The organism is Ruegeria sp. BE3, assembly GCF_056538865.1.
Genome location: NZ_JBQFTW010000001.1, coordinates 344,540 through 362,365, shown reverse-complemented (window position 1 = coordinate 362,365; position 17,826 = coordinate 344,540). Strand labels below are relative to the sequence as shown.

Genomic DNA, 17,826 nt, shown 5'->3' with positions numbered 1-17,826 from the left:
CTAGCGTTTCGCCCTGTGGCGTCAATCCGTCAGGCTTGCCGCCTCGCGCGCAAGTGTTTCGATCCCGGCCCAATCGCCGTTTTGAACCATCTGTTTGGGCGCAACCCAGCTGCCGCCTGCGCAGACAACATTCGATAGCGACAAGTAATCGAGGGCGTTTGAGGGCGACACGCCACCTGTGGGACAGAAGGCGATCTGCGGCAGGGGTGCGCCGATGGCTTTCAGGGCGGGTGCCCCGCCGGAGGCTTCGGCGGGGAAGAATTTCAGCATGTCATAGCCCTTTTCCAGTAGAGCCATGGCTTCACTTGCGGTGGCCGCACCGGGGAGAAGAGGCAAGCCTTCGGCTTCGCAGGCGGCGATCAGGGCATCAGTTGCACCGGGGGAGACGCCGAATTGTGCACCCGCTTCTTTGGCGGCGCGGACGTCCTCGGGGGTGATCAGCGTGCCTGCACCAACAACACCGCCGGGGACATCGGCCATTGCGCGGATCGCATCGAGCGCGGCAGGGGTGCGCAAAGTGACCTCAAGCGCGGGAAGGCCTCCGGCGACCAGAGCTTCGGCCAGCGGGCGGGCGTGGGCGGCGTCATCCACGACCAGAACCGGGACGATCGGGGCCAGCGCGCAGATCTCGCGGGTGCGTTGAGTTTTGGACATGGGTTCAAACTCCGAAAATGCTGGCGCCGGTGTCGGCTGAGCCGACATTCTGACGGAAGGCGCTGAAGAGGTCACGGCCAACGCCGTGTTGGTTTGCGGTGAGATCTGCAGTGGCCGGGGTGCGGTCGAGAACGCCGGGGGTGAGGATTTCAAGCTCGCCTTTGACGGCATCGACGCGCAGGAGATCTCCATCCTGCAGATAGGCGATGGCCCCGCCGTCCAGTGCTTCGGGGCAGACATGGATGGCGGCGGGTACCTTGCCAGATGCGCCGGACATACGGCCATCGGTGACCAGAGCGACCTTTTGGCCCCGGCCCTGCAGGATTGAGAGGATTGGGGTCAGCGAGTGCAGTTCAGGCATGCCATTGGCCTTTGGTCCCTGGAAGCGAACAACAACGATGACGTCATCGGTGAACTCTCCGGCTTTGAAGGCAGCTTTCACGGCGTTCTGATCGTGGAACACACGCACGGGTGCTTCGACCACTTGGTGTTCTGGCGCCACGGCCGAGACCTTCATGACGCCGGTGCCCAGATTACCGGTCAGGCGCGAGAGGCCGCCCGTGGGTTGGAACGGATCGTTGGCGGGACGGACGATCTTTTCGTTCAGGCTGTGGCCTGCGCCGTCTTCCCAGACCAGTTCGCCGTTCTTAAGCTTGGGTTCCTTGGTGTAGTTGTGCAGGCCCTGCCCCGCAACGGTGAGCGTATCGGGGTGCAGCAATCCTTCCTCAAGCAGCGTGCCGATGGCAAAGCCCAAGCCCCCGGCAGCGTGGAAGTGGTTTACGTCGGCCAGACCGTTCGGATAAACCCGCGCGACCAGAGGGACCACAGCGGAGATGTCGGAAAAATCCTCCCAATCCAGCACGATACCCCCGGCCCGCGCCATGGCGATCAGGTGGATCAGCAGGTTGGTGGACCCTCCGGTAGCCATCAGGCCGACGATGCCGTTGACAAAAGCGCGCTCGTCGAGGATCTGGCAGACGGGCGTGTAGTGATTGCCCAGCGCGCTGAGCGACAGGGCGCGACGGGCGCCTTCCTCGGTCAGGGCGTCGCGCAGAGGCGTATTCGGGTTAATAAAGCTGGACCCTGGCAGGTGCAGGCCCATGAATTCCATCAGCATCTGGTTGGTGTTGGCAGTGCCGTAGAAGGTGCAGGTGCCGGGGCCATGATAGGCGGCCATTTCGGCCTTCATCAGCTCTTCGCGGCCCACTTCACCGGCAGCGAATTTCTGGCGGACCTTTGCCTTTTCGTCGTTCGGCAAGCCGCTGGTCATCGGGCCGGCTGGCAGGAAGACGGCGGGCAGATGGCCAAAGGCCTGAGCGCCAATAATCAAGCCGGGGACGATCTTGTCGCAGACGCCCAGAAACACCGCTGCGTCATAGGTGTTGTGGCTGAGCGCAACACCCGTCGCCAAGGCAATCACGTCGCGTGAGAACAGGGACAGCTCCATCCCGGCCTCGCCTTGGGTCACGCCGTCGCACATGGCCGGAACGCCGCCCGCGACCTGCGCGGTGCCGCCCGCCACGCGGATCGCATCGCGGATCAAGGCGGGATAGCGTTCGAAAGGCTGGTGGGCAGAGAGCATGTCGTTATAGGCGGTGACGATTCCGAGGTTTCCCGCAGTGCCGGTGGCCATGGAGTCCTGATCCTCACCAGCCCCCGCATAGGCGTGGGCCTGGCCACTGCAGGACAGATGCGCGCGGGCTGGGCCTTTGGATTTGGCCTGCTCCATCCGTTCCAAATGCGGGCCGCGCAGATCGGCGCTGCGGTCGATGATGCGTTTGGTGACGTCGGATATGACTGTGTTGACCATGATTACCCTCCGATCTGACGCCAGCGGCGCCCATCGCGATGCATCAGCATCAATGCCTCTTCGGGGCCGGAACTGCCCTGATCATATTTCGCAGGCTTGTCGCCACGCTCTTCCCAGCCGTGAATGATGGGATCGACCCAGGCCCAGGCGGCCTCGGCCTCATCACCGCGCATGAACAGGGTCTGATCACCGCGGATCACGTCCATTATCAGGCGTTCATAGGCGTCAGGCGATTGTGAGTGGTCGCCCAGCGCATCAGCAAAGCTCATGTCGAGCGCCACGTCGGACAGGCGGAAGCCGCCCTGCCCCGGTTCCTTGATGGTCGTGCGGAGGGTGATGCCTTCGTCTGGTTGCAGGCGGATCACCAGCACATTGCCATGCAGAGGCCCGACATTCGGAAAAATCGTATGCGGCGGATCGCGGAAGAACACGGCGATCTCGGATTCCCGAGCCCGCAGGCGCTTACCGGTGCGCAGGTAAAACGGCACCCCGGCCCAGCGCCAGTTGCCGATATGCGCCTTCAGCGCGATGAAGCTTTCGGAGCGGCTGGCGGGGTTGCCGACGTGATCCAGATAGCCATCGCCCCCTTTTTCGGTGCGGTACTGGCCACGAGCGATATCCTTGGGTTCCACCGGCTCCAGCGCTTCGATGACCTTCACCTTCTCATCGCGTACCGCGTTGGGCGAGAATTTCGAGGGCGGCTCCATCGCCGTCAGGCACAGCAGTTGCACCAGATGGTTCTGGATCATGTCACGCATCGCACCGGATTGATCGTAGTACGCGCCGCGCCCTTCGACACCCACGGTCTCGGCCACGGTGATCTGAACGTGATCGACATGGGTCGCGTTCCAGAGCGGTTCGAACAGCGAATTGGCAAAGCGCAGGGCCATCAGGTTCTGCACGGTTTCCTTGCCCAGATAATGGTCGATCCGATAGATTTGATGCTCTTCGAAACAGGCGCGCAGGCCCCCATTCAGCGCCTTGGCCGAGGCCAGATCATGGCCGAAGGGTTTTTCAACCACGATCCGGCTGTCAGGCGTGGCCAGCCCGTGATCGTTCAGCCGTTGCGCGATGCCAGAAAAAAGGCTTGGCCCCACGGACAGGTAAAAGGCGCGCACGACATCCGGGCGCAGTGCCTTGGCCAGATCAGGCCAGCCCGCATCCCCCAACGCATCCACCGGAACATAGTCAACACGCGACAGGAAACGATCCAGAGTGTCTTTGTCGTATTTCGGGGCGAATTCATCCATCGACACGCGCAGTTGGGCGCGAAACCCGTCGCTGTCGACCTCGGACCGCGCGGTACCGATGATGCGCGCATCTTCGGGCATCTGCCCGACCGCGAACCGATGATAGAGCCCCGGCAGGATCTTGCGTTGCGCCAGATCACCCGTCGCGCCGAACAGCACGAGGTCAAACGGATCTACCGGAATTACGCGTGAAACCATGGTCCGCTTCCTTTCGAATTCCCCACCCTGCTATCTAGGGCTTCAGCCGGGATGTGAGGCGTGGATACGCTCCAATCTATGTTATCGCTAACATTTACCGGCTGGATACGGAAACCGGACACGAAAATCAAGCCCGGAATTGTCCTTGTGCTGTCAGGGCCATCACGATTGCGACCGCAACCAGTCCATCACCGACGGGCGCACGGATTGCTCGCCACGGTGCCGAGCATCGGCGATGATCTTGCGAACATCCTGCAGGTTCGACCGCAAAAGCAGGCTTTTGACCGGCCCGATTGAGGCCGGGCGCATCGACAGGGTTCGGATACCCATCGCCGCCAGACACAGTGCTTCGACCGGACGCCCGGCGTCTTCGCCGCAGAAGCTGAGCGGCGTGTCCGAGATGTTGCAACGCTCAACAATGCGTTCGATGAAGCTGAGGAAGCTGACATTCAGCGTATCATAGCGGCGGCGCACCAGTTCGTTTTCGCGGTCGGCGGCGAAGAAAAACTGCTTCAGATCGTTGCCGCCGATCGAGATGAAATCGACCTCGTCAAAGAACTTTTGCGGCGCAAATGCCAGCGATGGGGTTTCCAGCATCGCACCGACCTCAAGCGATTCCGGCAGGGCATGGCCCAGCCGTTTTTCACGCTCGATGGTCTTGTTGACCTCCCACCTGGCTTCGCGGAACTCATCGGCCTGCGCCACAAAGGGGAACATGACCGTCAACGGACGCCCGTTGGCCGCGCGCAGCAGCGCCTGTAACTGCATCCGCATCACGCCGCGCTTGTCGAGGCCAACCCGGATCGCACGCCAGCCCAACGCCGGGTTCGGCTCGGCCACATGCTTCATATAGGGCAGCACCTTGTCCGAGCCGATATCCAGCGTCCGGAACACCACGCGCTTCTCACCCGCGGCATCCAGAACGCGCTGATACTGGGTCACAAGCTCGGACCGTTTCGGCATCTGGTTCCGGATCAGGAACTGCAGCTCGGTCCGGAACAGACCAACGCCCTCGGCGCCGGAATTGCCCAGCGACGGCAGATCGGCCATTAGACCCGCATTCATCACCATATTGATGCGCGCGCCGTCCTGCGTGACCGTAGGCGTTTCGCGGATCGAGGCATATCGCTCCTGCGCCTTGGCCTGCATCGCGATCTTGTCGCGGAAGGCGCTGACGACGGTATCTTCGGGGCGCAGATGGACAACTCCATTGTCGCCATCCACAAGGATATGGTCACCGTTCAACGCCTCGGTCGTGATCCGGCCCACATGCACCACCAGCGGGATCGCCAACGCGCGGGCAACGATGGTGGCATGACTGCCGACCGAGCCTTCCTCAAGCACGATACCCTTAAGCGAGCGGCCATATTCCAACAGGTCACCGGGACCGATATTGCGGGCGATCAGAATCGGATCGGGCGGCAGGTCTGCGCCATTGGTGGCCCCCTGCCCGGTCAGGATCCGCAGCAAACGGTTGCTGAGATCATCCAGGTCCGCCAGCCGTTCGCGCAAATAGGGATCGGTCACCTGCCCCATGCGGGCGCGGGCCTGAGATTGCTCTTTCTCAACCGCAGCCTCAGCGCTGAGGCCAAGTGCAATATCCTCTTCCATCCGGCGCATCCAGCCTTTGGAATTGGCGAACATCCGATAGGCTTCGAGCACCTGCAGCTGCTCGGTATCGCCGCCCTGAGATATTTCGAGCATCTTGTCGACACCGACGCGCAGTTCTTCGACCGCCTCGGACAGGCGCTCGCGTTCGCGGTGCGGATCGTCCGCAATCGGGTTGGTGATGACAACGCGGGGTTCATGCAGCCAGACATGGCCTTCGGCAGACCCTTCCTGCGCCGGGCCACCTTCCAGCTGTACAGATTGCTGGTGTAGCGGCGACAGGGCTGCGCCTTCGCCCACAAAAGCGCCCAGTTCGGCCATTTCGGCCAGAACCATGGCGACTACTTCCAGAGCGTAAACCTCATCCGCCGAAAACTCACGCGCCTCGCGGGACTGGACCACCAGAACGCCCAGTTTCTGACCCAGTCGCTGCACGGGCACGCCAAGGAACGACGAGAACCGTTCTTCTCCGGTTTCCGGCATGTAGCGGAAACCTTTGGCCGAGGGTGCGTCGGCGGCATTCACCACCTTGCCGGACTTGGCGACGCGACCCACCAGCCCCTCGCCCATCCGCATCCGGGTCTTGTGCACCGCCTCAGGCGAAAGACCTTCGGTGGCGCAAAGTTCAAGCGTCTCTTCATCCCGGAACAGATAGATCGAGCAGACCTCTGCCCGGATACTGTCGGCAATCAACTGCGTGATCCGGTCAAGGCGTTCCTGACCGGCGGCCTCGCTGGCCATCTCCTCGCGTAACCGCCCGAGCAGCTTGCGGGATTCTGTTTCCGTACCGTCCGCCATGGCCCAACCGTTTTATGGTGTCAGGCGTGACCCTTGGCTGAAACGCTCAGGCCGCCTTGTCCAGTTCAAACGCATCATGCAGCGCCTGAACCGCAAGTTCCATGTATTTCCTGTCGATCAACACGGAAATTTTGATCTCGGAGGTTGTGATGACCTTGATGTTGATCCCTTCATCCGAGAGGATTTTGAACATCTTCGCCGCAACACCGGATTGCGAGCGCATGCCGATCCCCACGACCGAGACCTTGCAGACGTCTTCGTCCGCAACCAGTTCGGCATAGTTCAGCTCACCCTGTTCCTTGATCGCCAGCAACGCTTTTTCAGCGCGGGTCACCTGATTGGTGGGGCATGAGAAGGTCATGTCCGTGCGCCCTTCGTCCGAGATGTTCTGGACGATCATGTCGACGTTGACGCCTTCATCGCTGAGCGCGGTAAAGATGATCGAGGCGATGCCCGGGCGGTCGGCCACGGATACGACGGTCATCTTGGCTTCGTCGCGGGAATAGGCCACACCGGCCACAACATTGGATTCCATGATATCCTCCTCGTCGCAGACCAGTGTACCGGCCTCGTCGGATTGTTCTTCAAAACTTGAGAGAACGCGCAGTTTCACCTTATAACGCATCGCCAGCTCGACCGAGCGGGTTTGCAGCACCTTGGCCCCCAGCGAGGCCAGTTCGAGCATTTCCTCGAACGAAATCCGGTCCAGCTTGCGCGCCTTTTCGCAGATGCGCGGGTCAGTGGTATAGACGCCGTCTACGTCCGTGTAGATATCGCAGCGCTCGGCCTCAAACGCGGCGGCAAAGGCCACCGCCGTGGTGTCCGAACCACCCCGGCCCAGCGTGGTGATGCGTCCTTCGGGGCTGATGCCCTGAAAGCCTGCGACCACCGCGACACGCATGCCTTCGCCGAACTTCTGATTGATGTTTTCAGGCGGGATCTCTTCGATCCGGGCTGCCGAATGCGCGCCATTGGTGATCAGCGGCACTTGCCAGCCCTGCCAGCTGCGCGCCGGGATATCCATTTCCTGCAAGGTCAATGCCATCAGACCCGCGGTGACATTCTCGCCCGAGGACACCACGGCATCATATTCACGCGCGTCATAAAGCGGTGAGATCTCGTCAACCCAACCGACCAACTCATTGGTTTTACCCGACATGGCCGAGACGATGACGATGACGTCATACCCCTTGGCAACCTCAACACCCACGCGCTTGGCAGCGCGGCGGATACGGTCAAGATTAGCGACCGAGGTGCCGCCGAATTTCATCACAAGTACGGGCATGGGGGCAAAAGTCTCCGCGCCAGGGATTTCTGATCCCGTGCCTCTTATGCGAGGGGGGACGCAAGGGCAAGGGCGCAAAGAAGTTTCACCTGCGGCGCAGGGCCGCTTTACATTGCAGCCTGCCGGTGCCAGCCTGCCGGCATCTGTTCGACCATGAGGATTTCCATGTATCGTTTTGCCGCCGCCCTGACCCTGATCTCAACCGCTGCCCACGCGCAGGTCGCGACCCTGTCGGGCACCGATGGCGAGAATTCGCTGGGTACCGTGCCCTGCGCCGCACTTTCGGGCGAGCCGATGGGCAGCTGCCCCGCCGAATTGCGCAAGCGTGAAGATGGAACCGCGACGCTGGCCGTTCAGTTGAAAACCGGAGAGGTACGGCGGATCTACTTTACAAACGGAATACCTGATTCCAGCAGCTCGACCGCGAAGCTGACCTATGAGACGCCGGATGACATCATGGTGATCTTCATCGAACCCGGTGAGGTCTACGAAATTCCCAAGGCAGCATTGGCCAATCAATAGGGATGCGCGCGACCGTCCCAGGTTTCGAAACAGCCTGTGGTCTCAATCGATAGCGCATCAAACCGTTCGAGCAGGCCCTTGGCGGACTGATCGACGGTGATATCTGCGGCATTCGTGCCCATATCTGTCTGGACCCAACCAGGGTGGTAAATGCCGACCGCGATGCCATCACCGCGCAGGTCGGTCGCCAAATTGCGCCCCAGATTCAGCGCAGCGGCTTTGGAAGCCCGATAGATGTAACTGCCCCCCGGCGCGTGGGTGTGCGACGCCATCTGAGACGACAAAATCGCGATTCTGCCCTTTGCTGCACGCAGATTGGGCAGCAAAGACTGAATGGTCAGAAACACGCCGGTCACATTGGCTGAGAAAGTCTGGTCCCACATCTCTGCCGGGTAGCCGTCCAGATCATGGCCTTTGTCCAGATAGACGCCTGCGTTGCAGACCAGCAGATCGACGGGCTGGTCCCGCAATTGTTCAGACATTGCCTGCTGTTGCGCCGGGTCAGAGACATCCAGCCGAACCTCGGCACTGCCGTCGCGGGCCGTGCCGGTAACAGCGTGACCATTGGCACGATATTGTTCTGCAAGGGTTTTTCCGATCCCACGCCCTGCGCCTGTAATCACGATATGCATTGATCAGTTGGTCTTTCGCGAGGGGACAAAAGGCAGGGGAGCCACCGGCACACCGTCTTCGACCAATGCGCGGGCTTCCTCGGGCTTGGCTTCGCCATAGATCGCACGTTCAGGCGCGTCGCCCAGATGTATCTTGCGGGCTTCCTTGGCGAAATCCTGACCGACGTAATCCGAATTCTCTTCGACCTTGCGGCGCAATTCGGACAGAACCTGTTCGACGTCAGGCGACGGGGTAGACATGCTGATCTGATCAGAGTCCGGGCTGGTCGGAACCTGTTCGGCAACCGCCGTGCGCGCAGGCCGGACCCGCGGCGTCATGATCGCCTTTTCCACGTTCTTGCAGCCACAAACAGCGCAGGTGACCATCCCGGCAGCCGACAGTTTGTCGTAAGCGGCTGCGGACTGAAACCAGCTGTCAAAGCTGTGGCCGTTGCTACATTTCAATGCGTATTGAATCATCACAGGTCCAGAATACGGTTGCCGAATAGATACCGACCAACATGGCAAGATCAAGACTTGATATTGCCTCTATTGCGCGAGATGTCCGAATCCCCGCAAGAGTGAAGCCAGTTCAGGCGACCCCACCCGCTGTGCAGCCTTTTTGGGCGACAGCCATTTGCGCCTGCGTTCTCCGGCCTCGGGGAAATGTGTCGCCATCTGCCGCACATGCAGCGGAAACACATCAACCAGACACAACGCCGACGCCTTGTTGGGCCTGTTCTTGACATAGGCGAAACGCCCAAGCCTCTCGGTGCCGCAAACGCCCAGCACACCAGCCTCTTCCCAGGCCTCGCGGGCGGCTGTCTGTGACGGGCTGATCCCGTTGATCAACCACCCTTTGGGAATGATCCAACGCCGCGCCCTGCGTGTCGTTACCAGCAATATCTGAGGCTGGCCCGCATCGACCCGGTAACACAAGGCCGCCGCCTGAGAGTAGATCGGCAGCGCCCCGGAAAGCGAGAGGCTTTCGGTCGAAAGCCCGTCTGTCGTCGCGCGACTGCGCCCATCAAACACGGTCCATACTCACTGCTCGCTCCGCTTATGTTGCGGTTTATACAGTGAAAAATACCACATACGGGGACATAAGCCAAGCTCTTTGCGCGGCTTGCCTCAGGCAGTCATGCGCCCCGAAAGACGTCTCACCAGATCATCATGCGGGATATCCGCGTCGATTGCCAAACGCCGCAGCCCAAAATGGACATGCGCGATCTGCTGATAATACCGCGTGTAAATGAAGTTCGTGCCCCCTCCGGCCAGCGCGCCCAAAAGCGGAACAGACTGAGCCGCAAGTTTCTGCCCAAGAACAACGGACAGACGCGGCGCCACCATGGCAATCAGGCGTTGCATAGCAGGGCCAGTCAGCGTCAGACGCATCGAAAAGAACCCCAGATCAGCGCCATCATCCTTCTCTAGCGGCCCAGCGGCGGACAGCACCCGGATCGAGTCGAATTTCACATTCTCGGCCGTCGGATCAAATCCTTCCCGCGCCGCAGCGCCCTGTATCGCACGCAGGATCATCGCCGTGGTGGCGGGCAACTCGATCAAGGCAGTCGACACGCCCCCAAGGCCCCCGGCGGCACCCATCGCCGTAGTCAACGCCGTATTGATCCAAGGTTTTTGATCCGGCACGGCACGACGCGAGCCCTCGGCGGCATGCATCGCAAGCCAAAGCGCCTGCTCGGTGGCCTCGGTCAGGCCAAGCCGCACCGGTTCGGGCAGCTGTTCCAGCAAAGACTCCGCCGATCCGCCCAGCTTGTTCAATAAAGTAACCCCGGAGCCTCCGGCAGAGGCATAAAGCTGCGCCAAGCGGTCAAGCTCGGCCTCGGGATCAAGTTTTTCGACAAGAACTACGTCCTGCATCAGTGCCCTCCTGTCTTAAAAACATCGGCACTTTGCAGAGGCTTTTCAATAGCTCAATGGCTCCAACGAGTGACAAGCCCTTGAATTCCAGACCAAACCCCGGGGTTGAGCTCCAGCCCTAGTACCCGCTCCGGGTTTGTAGGCGGCGGCATCTCAACACCTGTGAGCCGAGAGAAACCAAACCGCGCATAATAGGGTGCATCGCCCACCAGCATGACGCGATCCCAGCCTTTGGCGCGCCCGGCCTCGACACCCTGATGGATCAGATAACCGCCCAGCCCCTCCCCCTGATGGGTCGGATGCACGGCGACAGGGCCCAGCAATAACGCGTCGTGTTCACCCACATGCACAGGCCAGAACCGGATTGCGCCCGCCAGAATACCCTGCCCGTCGCGTGCGACCTGCGAAAGGCCCGCGACAGGCGGCACATCATCGCGCAAACGGTAGGATGACAGCGCCTCGCGCCCGGGCGCAAAGCACAGGTCATAAAGGGCCTCGACCTCCCACCAATCATCCGGCGCCTCCGGCCTGATCCTGAATTGCTGCACGCGCGCCCTCTTTTCCTTGCTGGAATTCGCCCTAGCACTTCGATACGCCTTGGGCAAATGCTTGGAGACCTTGATGTTCTATCGCCCCGAAGACGGCCACGGCCTGCCGCACAACCCTTTCAACGCCATCATAACGCCCCGTCCGATCGGCTGGATATCGACGCGCGATGCTGAAGGGATCAATAACCTGGCCCCCTATTCCTTCTTCAACGGGGTCGCCTATACACCGCCGCAGGTGATGTTTGCCTCAACCGGCACGAAACACGATCAGAATGGCGGCAAGGACAGTATCGCCAATATCGAGGCCACGGGCGTATTCTGTGTCAACATCGTGGCGCACGCGCATCGCGACGCCATGAATGCCAGCTCGGAAGGTCTGCCGAAGCATATCGATGAGTTCGCCCATGCAGGGCTGACACCGGTTGAATGTGAAACCATCAGTTGCGCGCGGGTTGCAGGGGCACCCGCGGCGCTGGAATGCAAGCTCACGCAGATCGTCACGCTTCCCGGTGAGGCCAACCGGGTGGTGTTCGGAGAGGTCACCGGCGTGCATCTGCACGACGATCACATCATCGATGGCAAGTTTGACGTCACCTCGTTCAACCCCGTCGCCAGATTGGGCTATCGGGATTATTCAGTTGTGACGCAATTGTTCTCGCTCAACCGTCCCGACGATTGAAAGGGTGGAAATGGGGGCTCTGCCCCCGCCGCCCCTCGGGCGTCTCCCCCGAGATATTTATAGCCAGATGAAGCGGGGGATCCGTTCTTCATCTGGCCCCAAAATATCTCGGAGCGCGAGGCAGAGCCTCGCAAAATATCATCAATGGCCGCCCAAAATGCCGGTTCGGACAGAATAATCAACAGCCAGTTCGTAATCCGGGTCGTCATCGCTGTCGACCATCAGGTGGCCGGCCTTGTTCAGCAGCTTATGACAGTCGCGGCTCAGGTGCCGCAGCATGACGCGCTTGCCGGCCGCCTCGTATTTGGCGGCAATGTTCTCGATGGCCTGAAGGGCGGATTGGTCAACTACGCGGCTGGCTGCAAAGTCGATGATCACGGTTTCAGGGTCATTGGGTACGTCAAACAGTTCCACAAACCCTTCGGACGAACCAAAGAACAGCGGACCCTGGATTTCGTAAACCTTTGCGCCCTCTTCGGTAGCGGAGTCCCGGGTGACGGCGTGGATACGTTTGGCGTTGTTCCATGCATAGGCCAGGGCCGAGACAATCACACCAACCACAACCGCGACAGCAAGGTCTTCCATCACCGTCACCACAGTCACCAGTACGATCACGAACGCGTCTGTCAGAGGCACTTTGCGCAGGATGTTCAGAGAATTCCAGGCGAAGGTTCCGATCACAACCATGAACATCACACCCACCAGCGCGGCCAGCGGGATCTGCTCGATCAGGGATGACCCGACGAGGATGAACAGCAGCAGGAACAGCGCCGCAGCGATGCCTGCGATACGCGTGCGCCCGCCCGATTTCACGTTGATCATCGACTGACCGATCATCGCGCAGCCGCCCATGCCTCCGAAGAAGCCGGTAACCACATTGGCGGTGCCCTGCGCGATGCACTCCTGCGAGGCACCTCCGCGTTTGTTGGTAATCTCACCCACGAGGTTCAGGGTCAGCAAGGATTCAATCAGGCCGATTGCGGCCAGGATCAGGGCATAGGGCAGGATGATCTCGAAAGTTTCCCAGTTCAGCGGCACCATCGGGATGTGGAAGCTTGGCAGGCCACCTTCGATCGAGGCCAGATCGCCCACGCGCGGAACGTCCAGCCCGATGCCGATGACCAATGCGGCCACAACCACAATGCCGGCCAGAGGCGCGGGGATGATGCGGGTGATGCGGGGCATGACCCAGATCACTGCCATGGTCAGCGCGACCAGACCCAGCATGGTATAAAGCTGCATGCCCGAGAGCCATTCTCCGCCGCCCATACCGTGGCCCGTGTTTTCCATGGTGCCGGGGACTTTGAACTGACCCAACTGCGCCAGAAAAATCACAATCGCCAGGCCGTTCACAAAGCCCAGCATCACCGGATGCGGAACAAGGCGTATGAAGCGGCCCCAATGCATCGCCCCCGCGATGATCTGCATGATCCCCATCAGCACTACAGTCGCGAACAGATATTCGACCCCGTGCTGTGCGACCAGCGCTACCATGACCACAGCCAGCGCGCCGGTTGCGCCTGAGATCATGCCCGGACGACCACCGATCAGCGCCGTGATCAGGCCTACCAGAAAGGCGGCATACAGGCCGACCAGCGGGTGCACCCCTGCAACAAAGGCGAAGGCCACGGCTTCGGGTACGAGCGCCAGAGCAACGGTAAGACCTGACAGCAGCTCGATCCGCAGGCGGGAGAAGGTCAGCCCTTCGTCGGGCACCCAGCGCAGATCGGGTATGGCTAGGCGATTGGCAAAGCTTGCCAGCAAGGCTCGGGGCATGGATCAGTCCTGTCGGTCGGTTATGTTCGCGCGAAAGGGGCCTTCTAGCGGTCAAAAGCATCTTGAGATACTGCGCCTGGTGGGACCCAGACATGCGTCGCGCGCATAGCTTGCGCGAAATGCGCGCAAACCGTTGAAGCCACTTGTCAAAAACGGCTGTGGCCCGCAGAACTCTCTCAGCAGGAATTTTCAACGGAGAATGATCGTGACCCAAACAAAAATCGCCGTCATCGGAGGATCGGGCATTTATGACATCGATGGTCTGGAAAATGCCGAATGGGTTATGGTGGAAACGCCTTGGGGCGCGCCGTCAGATCAGATCCTGACCGGATCGCTGGGCGGGGTCGAGATGGCGTTCCTGCCGCGACACGGGCGCGGCCATGTGCACTCCCCTACCGAGGTGCCCTATCGCGCCAATATCGACGCGCTGAAGCGGTTGGGGATGACGGATGTGATCTCGGTCTCGGCCTGCGGATCGTTTCGCGAACATATGGCACCGGGCGACTTCGTGATTGTGGATCAGTTCATCGACCGGACCTTTGCGCGGGAAAAGAGCTTTTTTGGAACCGGCTGCGTTGCCCATGTCAGTGTGGCGCATCCCACCTGCCCGCGCCTGTCTGATGCCTGCGAAACCGCAGGCAAGGCCGCCGGCATTACCATCCATCGCGGTGGCACTTATCTGGCGATGGAGGGGCCGCAGTTTTCCTCGCTGGCGGAATCCAAGATGTATCGCGAGCAATGGGGGTGTGACGTGATCGGCATGACGAACATGCCCGAAGCGAAATTGGCCCGCGAAGCCGAGCTTTGTTATGCCTCAATCGCCATGGTCACCGACTATGACAGTTGGCACCCGGATCACGGCGAGGTCGACGTGGCCGCCATCATCGCCACGCTGACCGGCAATGCCGAGAAAGGCCGGGCGCTGGTCAAGGGCCTGCCCGCCTTGCTGGGGGCCAAGCGTGAGCCCTGCCCGCATGGCTGTGACCGGGCATTGGAATATGCCATCCTGACCGCCCCTGAAAAACGCGACCCGGCTTTGCTGGCCAAGCTGGATGCGGTGGCTGGGCGGGTGCTCTGACCTCAGTTTTGCGACAGGGTTTGCTGTACATTATCCCACAGACCATGTGACCAGAGGTCGTTATGAGTGCCGTCGGGGATCACATAAAGCTGCGCGGTGTCGGACATCTCGGCCAGGGCTTGTCCGTGGTGCAGGGGGATGGTCTCGTCCATGGTGCCATGGAAGATCAGCGTTGGCACTGTGATCTTTTCGATCAGATTGCGCGTTGCAAATTGATCTTTCATCAGCGCTGAGACCGGCAGCAGCGGGTAACGTTCAGCCGCGACGTCGACGGTTGCGGTGAACGGAGCCTCAAGTACTAACAATTCTGCGCCGGGCCGTTGCTGGGCTACGGCAGCAGCGATGCCGGTGCCGAGGCTCTGACCATGCAGGACCACTTTCTCGCCTTCTCCGATCAGCCTATCGTAAAGCTGAATACCGTCAGAGATCAGAGCCAGTTCAAAGGGTTCGCCCTCGCTACCCGGAAATCCGCGATAGCTGGGCGCAAGCAGTCCGTATCCTGAGTTGAGGATCTCACGCAGCCGGTCGGCCCGGTCGCCCAGATTGCCGCTTTGACCGTGGAAGAACAGAACCGTCGGCGCATCAGCGATTGCAGCAGGAGCAGCCCAGACAGTCAGCACGGTGCCATCGGCCATTGGCAGCGACAACGCATCGACATCCGCCAACCCGACAGAAGCCGGATCAGGCAACTCGCCATCGGGCTTGTATAGCAGCGATTGCTGGTTGAAATACATATAGCCAAGGACAGAGGCATAGATAACGGCCCCGGCCAGCAGGAGGCCAAGCAAAACGCGTTTCGCGCGCCCGACACCGAAATGGACGTTGCCCAATCTCGCATCTGAATACTGCGTCTCTGCCATCGCCTCTTCCTTTGGGTTGCACTGCGAGTCTGGGGGCTCATAGGGAGGTTTCAAGATATATGAATCAAGCTTCATCCAGTCTTAAGCCTATTGCGCTGGTGTCAGAACACCCGGCTATTGCGCTCGTAAAAGGTTGAATTGGCCTCATGCCTTGCCATGTTGATGCTGAATATCAGAGAAAGAGCAGGCACTTAGCCGCCCACCACCAAATTTGCGAGGTCTGATGAAACGATTAGAGGCGTTGGACGCGGCCCGGTTTTTGGCCTTTTGCGGCATGGTTTTGGTGAATTTCCGCATCGCCGCTGAGGTTGCACCAGGCACAGATTGGGCCTCGATCCTGATCAATGCACTTGAAGGGCGCGCAGCGGCTTTATTTGTTGTTCTGGCGGGGATCGGCATCGGGTTGTCGCGCATCCCGGCGGGAGTGCTGCTGTGCCGTGCTGCGTTTCTGTTTGTAATCGGCCTGATCAACATGACAGTGTTTGATGCCGATATCCTCCATTTCTACGCGCTCTATTTTGTGGTGGGGGCGATGTTTCTGACAGCCTCGCAACGCGGGTTATGGCTGGGCGCGCTGGGGATCGTTATGCTCGCGGTGATCGCCAATCTGGTTCTTGACTATGACCGGGGCTGGGATTGGCAGGCACTGGTTTATACCGACCTCTGGACCCTGCCCGGTTTTCTGCGCAACACAATGTTCAACGGCTGGCACCCGGTGCTGCCTTGGGCCGCTTTTCTGCTGATCGGGATGGCGATTGCGCGATCCGATATCCGGACGCTTTGCATTCAGCATCGGTTGATCATGTGGGGCTTTGGCGCTGCGGTGCTGGCGCTGTTTCCACAGATGATGACATCAGACCCTGAATTGGTCGCCTATCTGGGAACCGCATCCATCCCACCCGGACCGTTCTATATCGTGGCGGGGACCGGCACAGCCTGCGTCGTGATCGGTCTGCTGCTGAAACTCTGGCCATTGGTCGAGCGCAGCCGGATCGGTCCGTTCCTGACCGCACCGGGGCGGCAGAGCCTGACGCTTTACATGGCGCATATTCTGATCGGGATGGGCCTGTTGGAAGGGTTAGGGTTGCTCGACGGGTCGCTGAGCGCACCGCAGATTGCGCTACTCGCGCTGCTTTTTTGCGCGCTGTCTTCAGTTTTTGCACGACTTTGGTCCCTTAGATTCAAGCGCGGCCCGTTAGAGGCGGTGATGCGGCGTGTGACCGAGCGCGCAAAGGGTTGACGTTGCCGTCGCAACGGGGCTTGGTGTCGGAAACGCACCGATAGGATAACCCATGTCGTTAGAACTCTGGCTGGCTTTTGTGGCCGCATCGACAGCGCTGCTGCTGATCCCCGGCCCCACCGTGTTGCTGGTACTCAGCTATGCGTTGTCGAAAGGGCGCAGCGTCGCCGTTGCCTCGGCGACCGGCGTGGCTCTGGGTGATCTGGTGGCGATGACTGCGTCGCTATTGGGATTGGGCGCGCTGGTGCTGGCCTCAGCCACTTTGTTCACTGTGCTGAAATGGGTTGGTGCTGTTTATCTGGTTTGGCTGGGCATCAAGCTGCTGCGCAGTGCACCTTCGGGCGGGTTGCAGGCTGTCGAGACCAAACGCGATGTCACCGCCCGCAGCGTTTTTGGCCACGCCGCGGCGGTAACCGCATTGAACCCGAAATCCATCGCGTTCTTCATCGCGTTCGTGCCGCAGTTTCTGCGCCCGGCGGACCCGCTCGGCCCGCAGTTCGCGATCCTGATTGCCACTTTTGTTGGCCTAGCTGGGCTGAACGCGCTGGCCTATGCGCTGCTGGCGGACCGGTTGCGCCGCATGATCGGGCGCGCAAGCGTCATCACCGCCATGACCCGGTTCGGAGGATTGACCTTGATCGGAATGGGCGTCGCCACCGCAGTCCTGCGTCGCCCGGCCTGAACTTATTCTTCCGCGTTTTCCTTCATGAATCCCCGGATGAACCGGCGGATTTCGCGGGCGGCTGACGTGTCCAGTTCCTTACACAGCTCTACAAATGCGTCCCGCTCATCCTTATCGAGACGCAGGACCAACTGACTGTTTTTCTTTGTGGATTTCTTTCCGTCTTTCTTAGCCACGCGCCCTGACCCCGTTCAGACCTTGATTCATATCGCGATGCAATGTATATACATAGCATAGAAAATGTAGATATCGGGCACATAACAACAAAAGTGAGATTAAAGCAATGAACCTTCATGTCGCGCAGGCTTTTCTTCTTCGGGATCAACGCAACTGGCGTAAACCGCAC

18 protein-coding genes are annotated in these 17,826 nt (G+C 60.3%); 5 read left to right on the top strand and 13 right to left on the bottom strand.

Annotation, left to right across the window (positions count from 1 at the left end):
- Window positions 1–21 precede the first annotated feature (21 nt).
- From ACR0AZ_RS01740 to ACR0AZ_RS01720, 5 genes are all read right to left on the bottom strand, one after another.
- Window positions 22–654, bottom strand: coding sequence for a bifunctional 4-hydroxy-2-oxoglutarate aldolase/2-dehydro-3-deoxy-phosphogluconate aldolase (locus ACR0AZ_RS01740; protein WP_480469192.1), 633 nt, complete (start codon window positions 652–654; stop codon window positions 22–24).
- 4 nt (window positions 655–658) lie between these two features.
- Complete coding sequence (edd, locus tag ACR0AZ_RS01735; protein WP_480469191.1) at window positions 659–2,464, bottom strand: phosphogluconate dehydratase; 1,806 nt, start codon at window positions 2,462–2,464, stop codon at window positions 659–661.
- A gap of 2 nt (window positions 2,465–2,466) precedes the next feature.
- Window positions 2,467–3,912: a glucose-6-phosphate dehydrogenase gene (gene zwf, locus ACR0AZ_RS01730; RefSeq protein WP_480666620.1), complete on the bottom strand. Its 1,446-nt coding sequence runs from the start codon at window positions 3,910–3,912 to the stop codon at window positions 2,467–2,469.
- Window positions 3,913–4,074: 162 nt separating this feature from the next.
- Entirely contained in the window at window positions 4,075–6,318 is a 2,244-nt protein-coding gene (gene ptsP / locus ACR0AZ_RS01725; RefSeq protein ID WP_480469189.1) for a phosphoenolpyruvate--protein phosphotransferase, read from the bottom strand.
- Window positions 6,319–6,364: 46 nt separating this feature from the next.
- Complete coding sequence (locus tag ACR0AZ_RS01720) at window positions 6,365–7,603, bottom strand: aspartate kinase (protein ID WP_480469188.1); 1,239 nt, start codon at window positions 7,601–7,603, stop codon at window positions 6,365–6,367.
- A gap of 165 nt (window positions 7,604–7,768) precedes the next feature.
- Between ACR0AZ_RS01720 and ACR0AZ_RS01715 the strand changes: the two genes are divergently transcribed.
- A complete protein-coding gene (locus ACR0AZ_RS01715) occupies window positions 7,769–8,125 on the top strand; it encodes a hypothetical protein (RefSeq protein WP_480469187.1) in 357 nt (118 codons plus the stop codon).
- Here the strand turns inward: ACR0AZ_RS01715 and ACR0AZ_RS01710 are convergent.
- The 5 genes from ACR0AZ_RS01710 to ACR0AZ_RS01690 all read right to left on the bottom strand — a co-directional run bounded on the left by ACR0AZ_RS01710 (window position 8,119) and on the right by ACR0AZ_RS01690 (window position 11,165).
- On the bottom strand, window positions 8,119–8,757 hold the full coding sequence (locus ACR0AZ_RS01710) for an SDR family NAD(P)-dependent oxidoreductase (RefSeq protein ID WP_480469186.1): 639 nt from the start codon (window positions 8,755–8,757) through the stop codon (window positions 8,119–8,121). The two genes, ACR0AZ_RS01715 and ACR0AZ_RS01710, sit on opposite strands and share 7 nt — an antisense overlap.
- A gap of 3 nt (window positions 8,758–8,760) precedes the next feature.
- A complete protein-coding gene (locus tag ACR0AZ_RS01705) occupies window positions 8,761–9,216 on the bottom strand; it encodes a DUF1178 family protein (protein ID WP_480469185.1) in 456 nt (151 codons plus the stop codon).
- A 69-nt stretch (window positions 9,217–9,285) separates the two neighbouring features.
- Window positions 9,286–9,771, bottom strand: a complete 486-nt coding sequence (locus ACR0AZ_RS01700; RefSeq protein WP_480469184.1) for an NUDIX hydrolase — start codon at window positions 9,769–9,771, stop codon at window positions 9,286–9,288.
- Window positions 9,772–9,867: 96 nt separating this feature from the next.
- Window positions 9,868–10,617 carry an EcsC family protein gene (locus ACR0AZ_RS01695; RefSeq protein ID WP_480469183.1) on the bottom strand — a complete coding sequence of 250 codons (750 nt, stop codon included), beginning with the start codon at window positions 10,615–10,617 and terminating at the stop codon, window positions 9,868–9,870.
- A 53-nt stretch (window positions 10,618–10,670) separates the two neighbouring features.
- Window positions 10,671–11,165, bottom strand: coding sequence for a GNAT family N-acetyltransferase (locus ACR0AZ_RS01690; RefSeq protein ID WP_480469182.1), 495 nt, complete (start codon window positions 11,163–11,165; stop codon window positions 10,671–10,673).
- Between the two features lie 73 nt (window positions 11,166–11,238).
- On the opposite strand from ACR0AZ_RS01690, the gene ACR0AZ_RS01685 reads away from it, so the two are divergent.
- Window positions 11,239–11,844: a flavin reductase family protein gene (locus ACR0AZ_RS01685; RefSeq protein WP_480469181.1), complete on the top strand. Its 606-nt coding sequence runs from the start codon at window positions 11,239–11,241 to the stop codon at window positions 11,842–11,844.
- Between the two features lie 141 nt (window positions 11,845–11,985).
- Here the strand turns inward: ACR0AZ_RS01685 and ACR0AZ_RS01680 are convergent, their stop codons facing one another.
- On the bottom strand, window positions 11,986–13,620 hold the full coding sequence (locus tag ACR0AZ_RS01680; protein WP_480666619.1) for a SulP family inorganic anion transporter: 1,635 nt from the start codon (window positions 13,618–13,620) through the stop codon (window positions 11,986–11,988).
- Between the two features lie 205 nt (window positions 13,621–13,825).
- Here ACR0AZ_RS01680 and ACR0AZ_RS01675 point away from each other — a divergent pair, with 205 nt between their 5' ends.
- A complete protein-coding gene (locus tag ACR0AZ_RS01675) occupies window positions 13,826–14,698 on the top strand; it encodes an S-methyl-5'-thioadenosine phosphorylase (protein WP_480666618.1) in 873 nt (290 codons plus the stop codon).
- A 2-nt stretch (window positions 14,699–14,700) separates the two neighbouring features.
- On the opposite strand, the gene ACR0AZ_RS01670 is transcribed toward ACR0AZ_RS01675, so the two are convergent.
- Entirely contained in the window at window positions 14,701–15,558 is an 858-nt protein-coding gene (locus ACR0AZ_RS01670) for an alpha/beta hydrolase (RefSeq protein ID WP_480666617.1), read from the bottom strand.
- Between the two features lie 223 nt (window positions 15,559–15,781).
- On the opposite strand from ACR0AZ_RS01670, the gene ACR0AZ_RS01665 reads away from it, so the two are divergent.
- Window positions 15,782–16,798, top strand: coding sequence for a DUF418 domain-containing protein (locus ACR0AZ_RS01665; RefSeq protein ID WP_480666616.1), 1,017 nt, complete (start codon window positions 15,782–15,784; stop codon window positions 16,796–16,798).
- Between the two features lie 52 nt (window positions 16,799–16,850).
- Window positions 16,851–17,480: a LysE family translocator gene (locus tag ACR0AZ_RS01660; protein ID WP_480469176.1), complete on the top strand. Its 630-nt coding sequence runs from the start codon at window positions 16,851–16,853 to the stop codon at window positions 17,478–17,480.
- A gap of 2 nt (window positions 17,481–17,482) precedes the next feature.
- On the opposite strand, the gene ACR0AZ_RS01655 is transcribed toward ACR0AZ_RS01660, so the two are convergent.
- A complete protein-coding gene (locus ACR0AZ_RS01655) occupies window positions 17,483–17,656 on the bottom strand; it encodes a hypothetical protein (protein ID WP_480469175.1) in 174 nt (57 codons plus the stop codon).
- Between the last annotated feature and the right edge of the window lie 170 nt (window positions 17,657–17,826).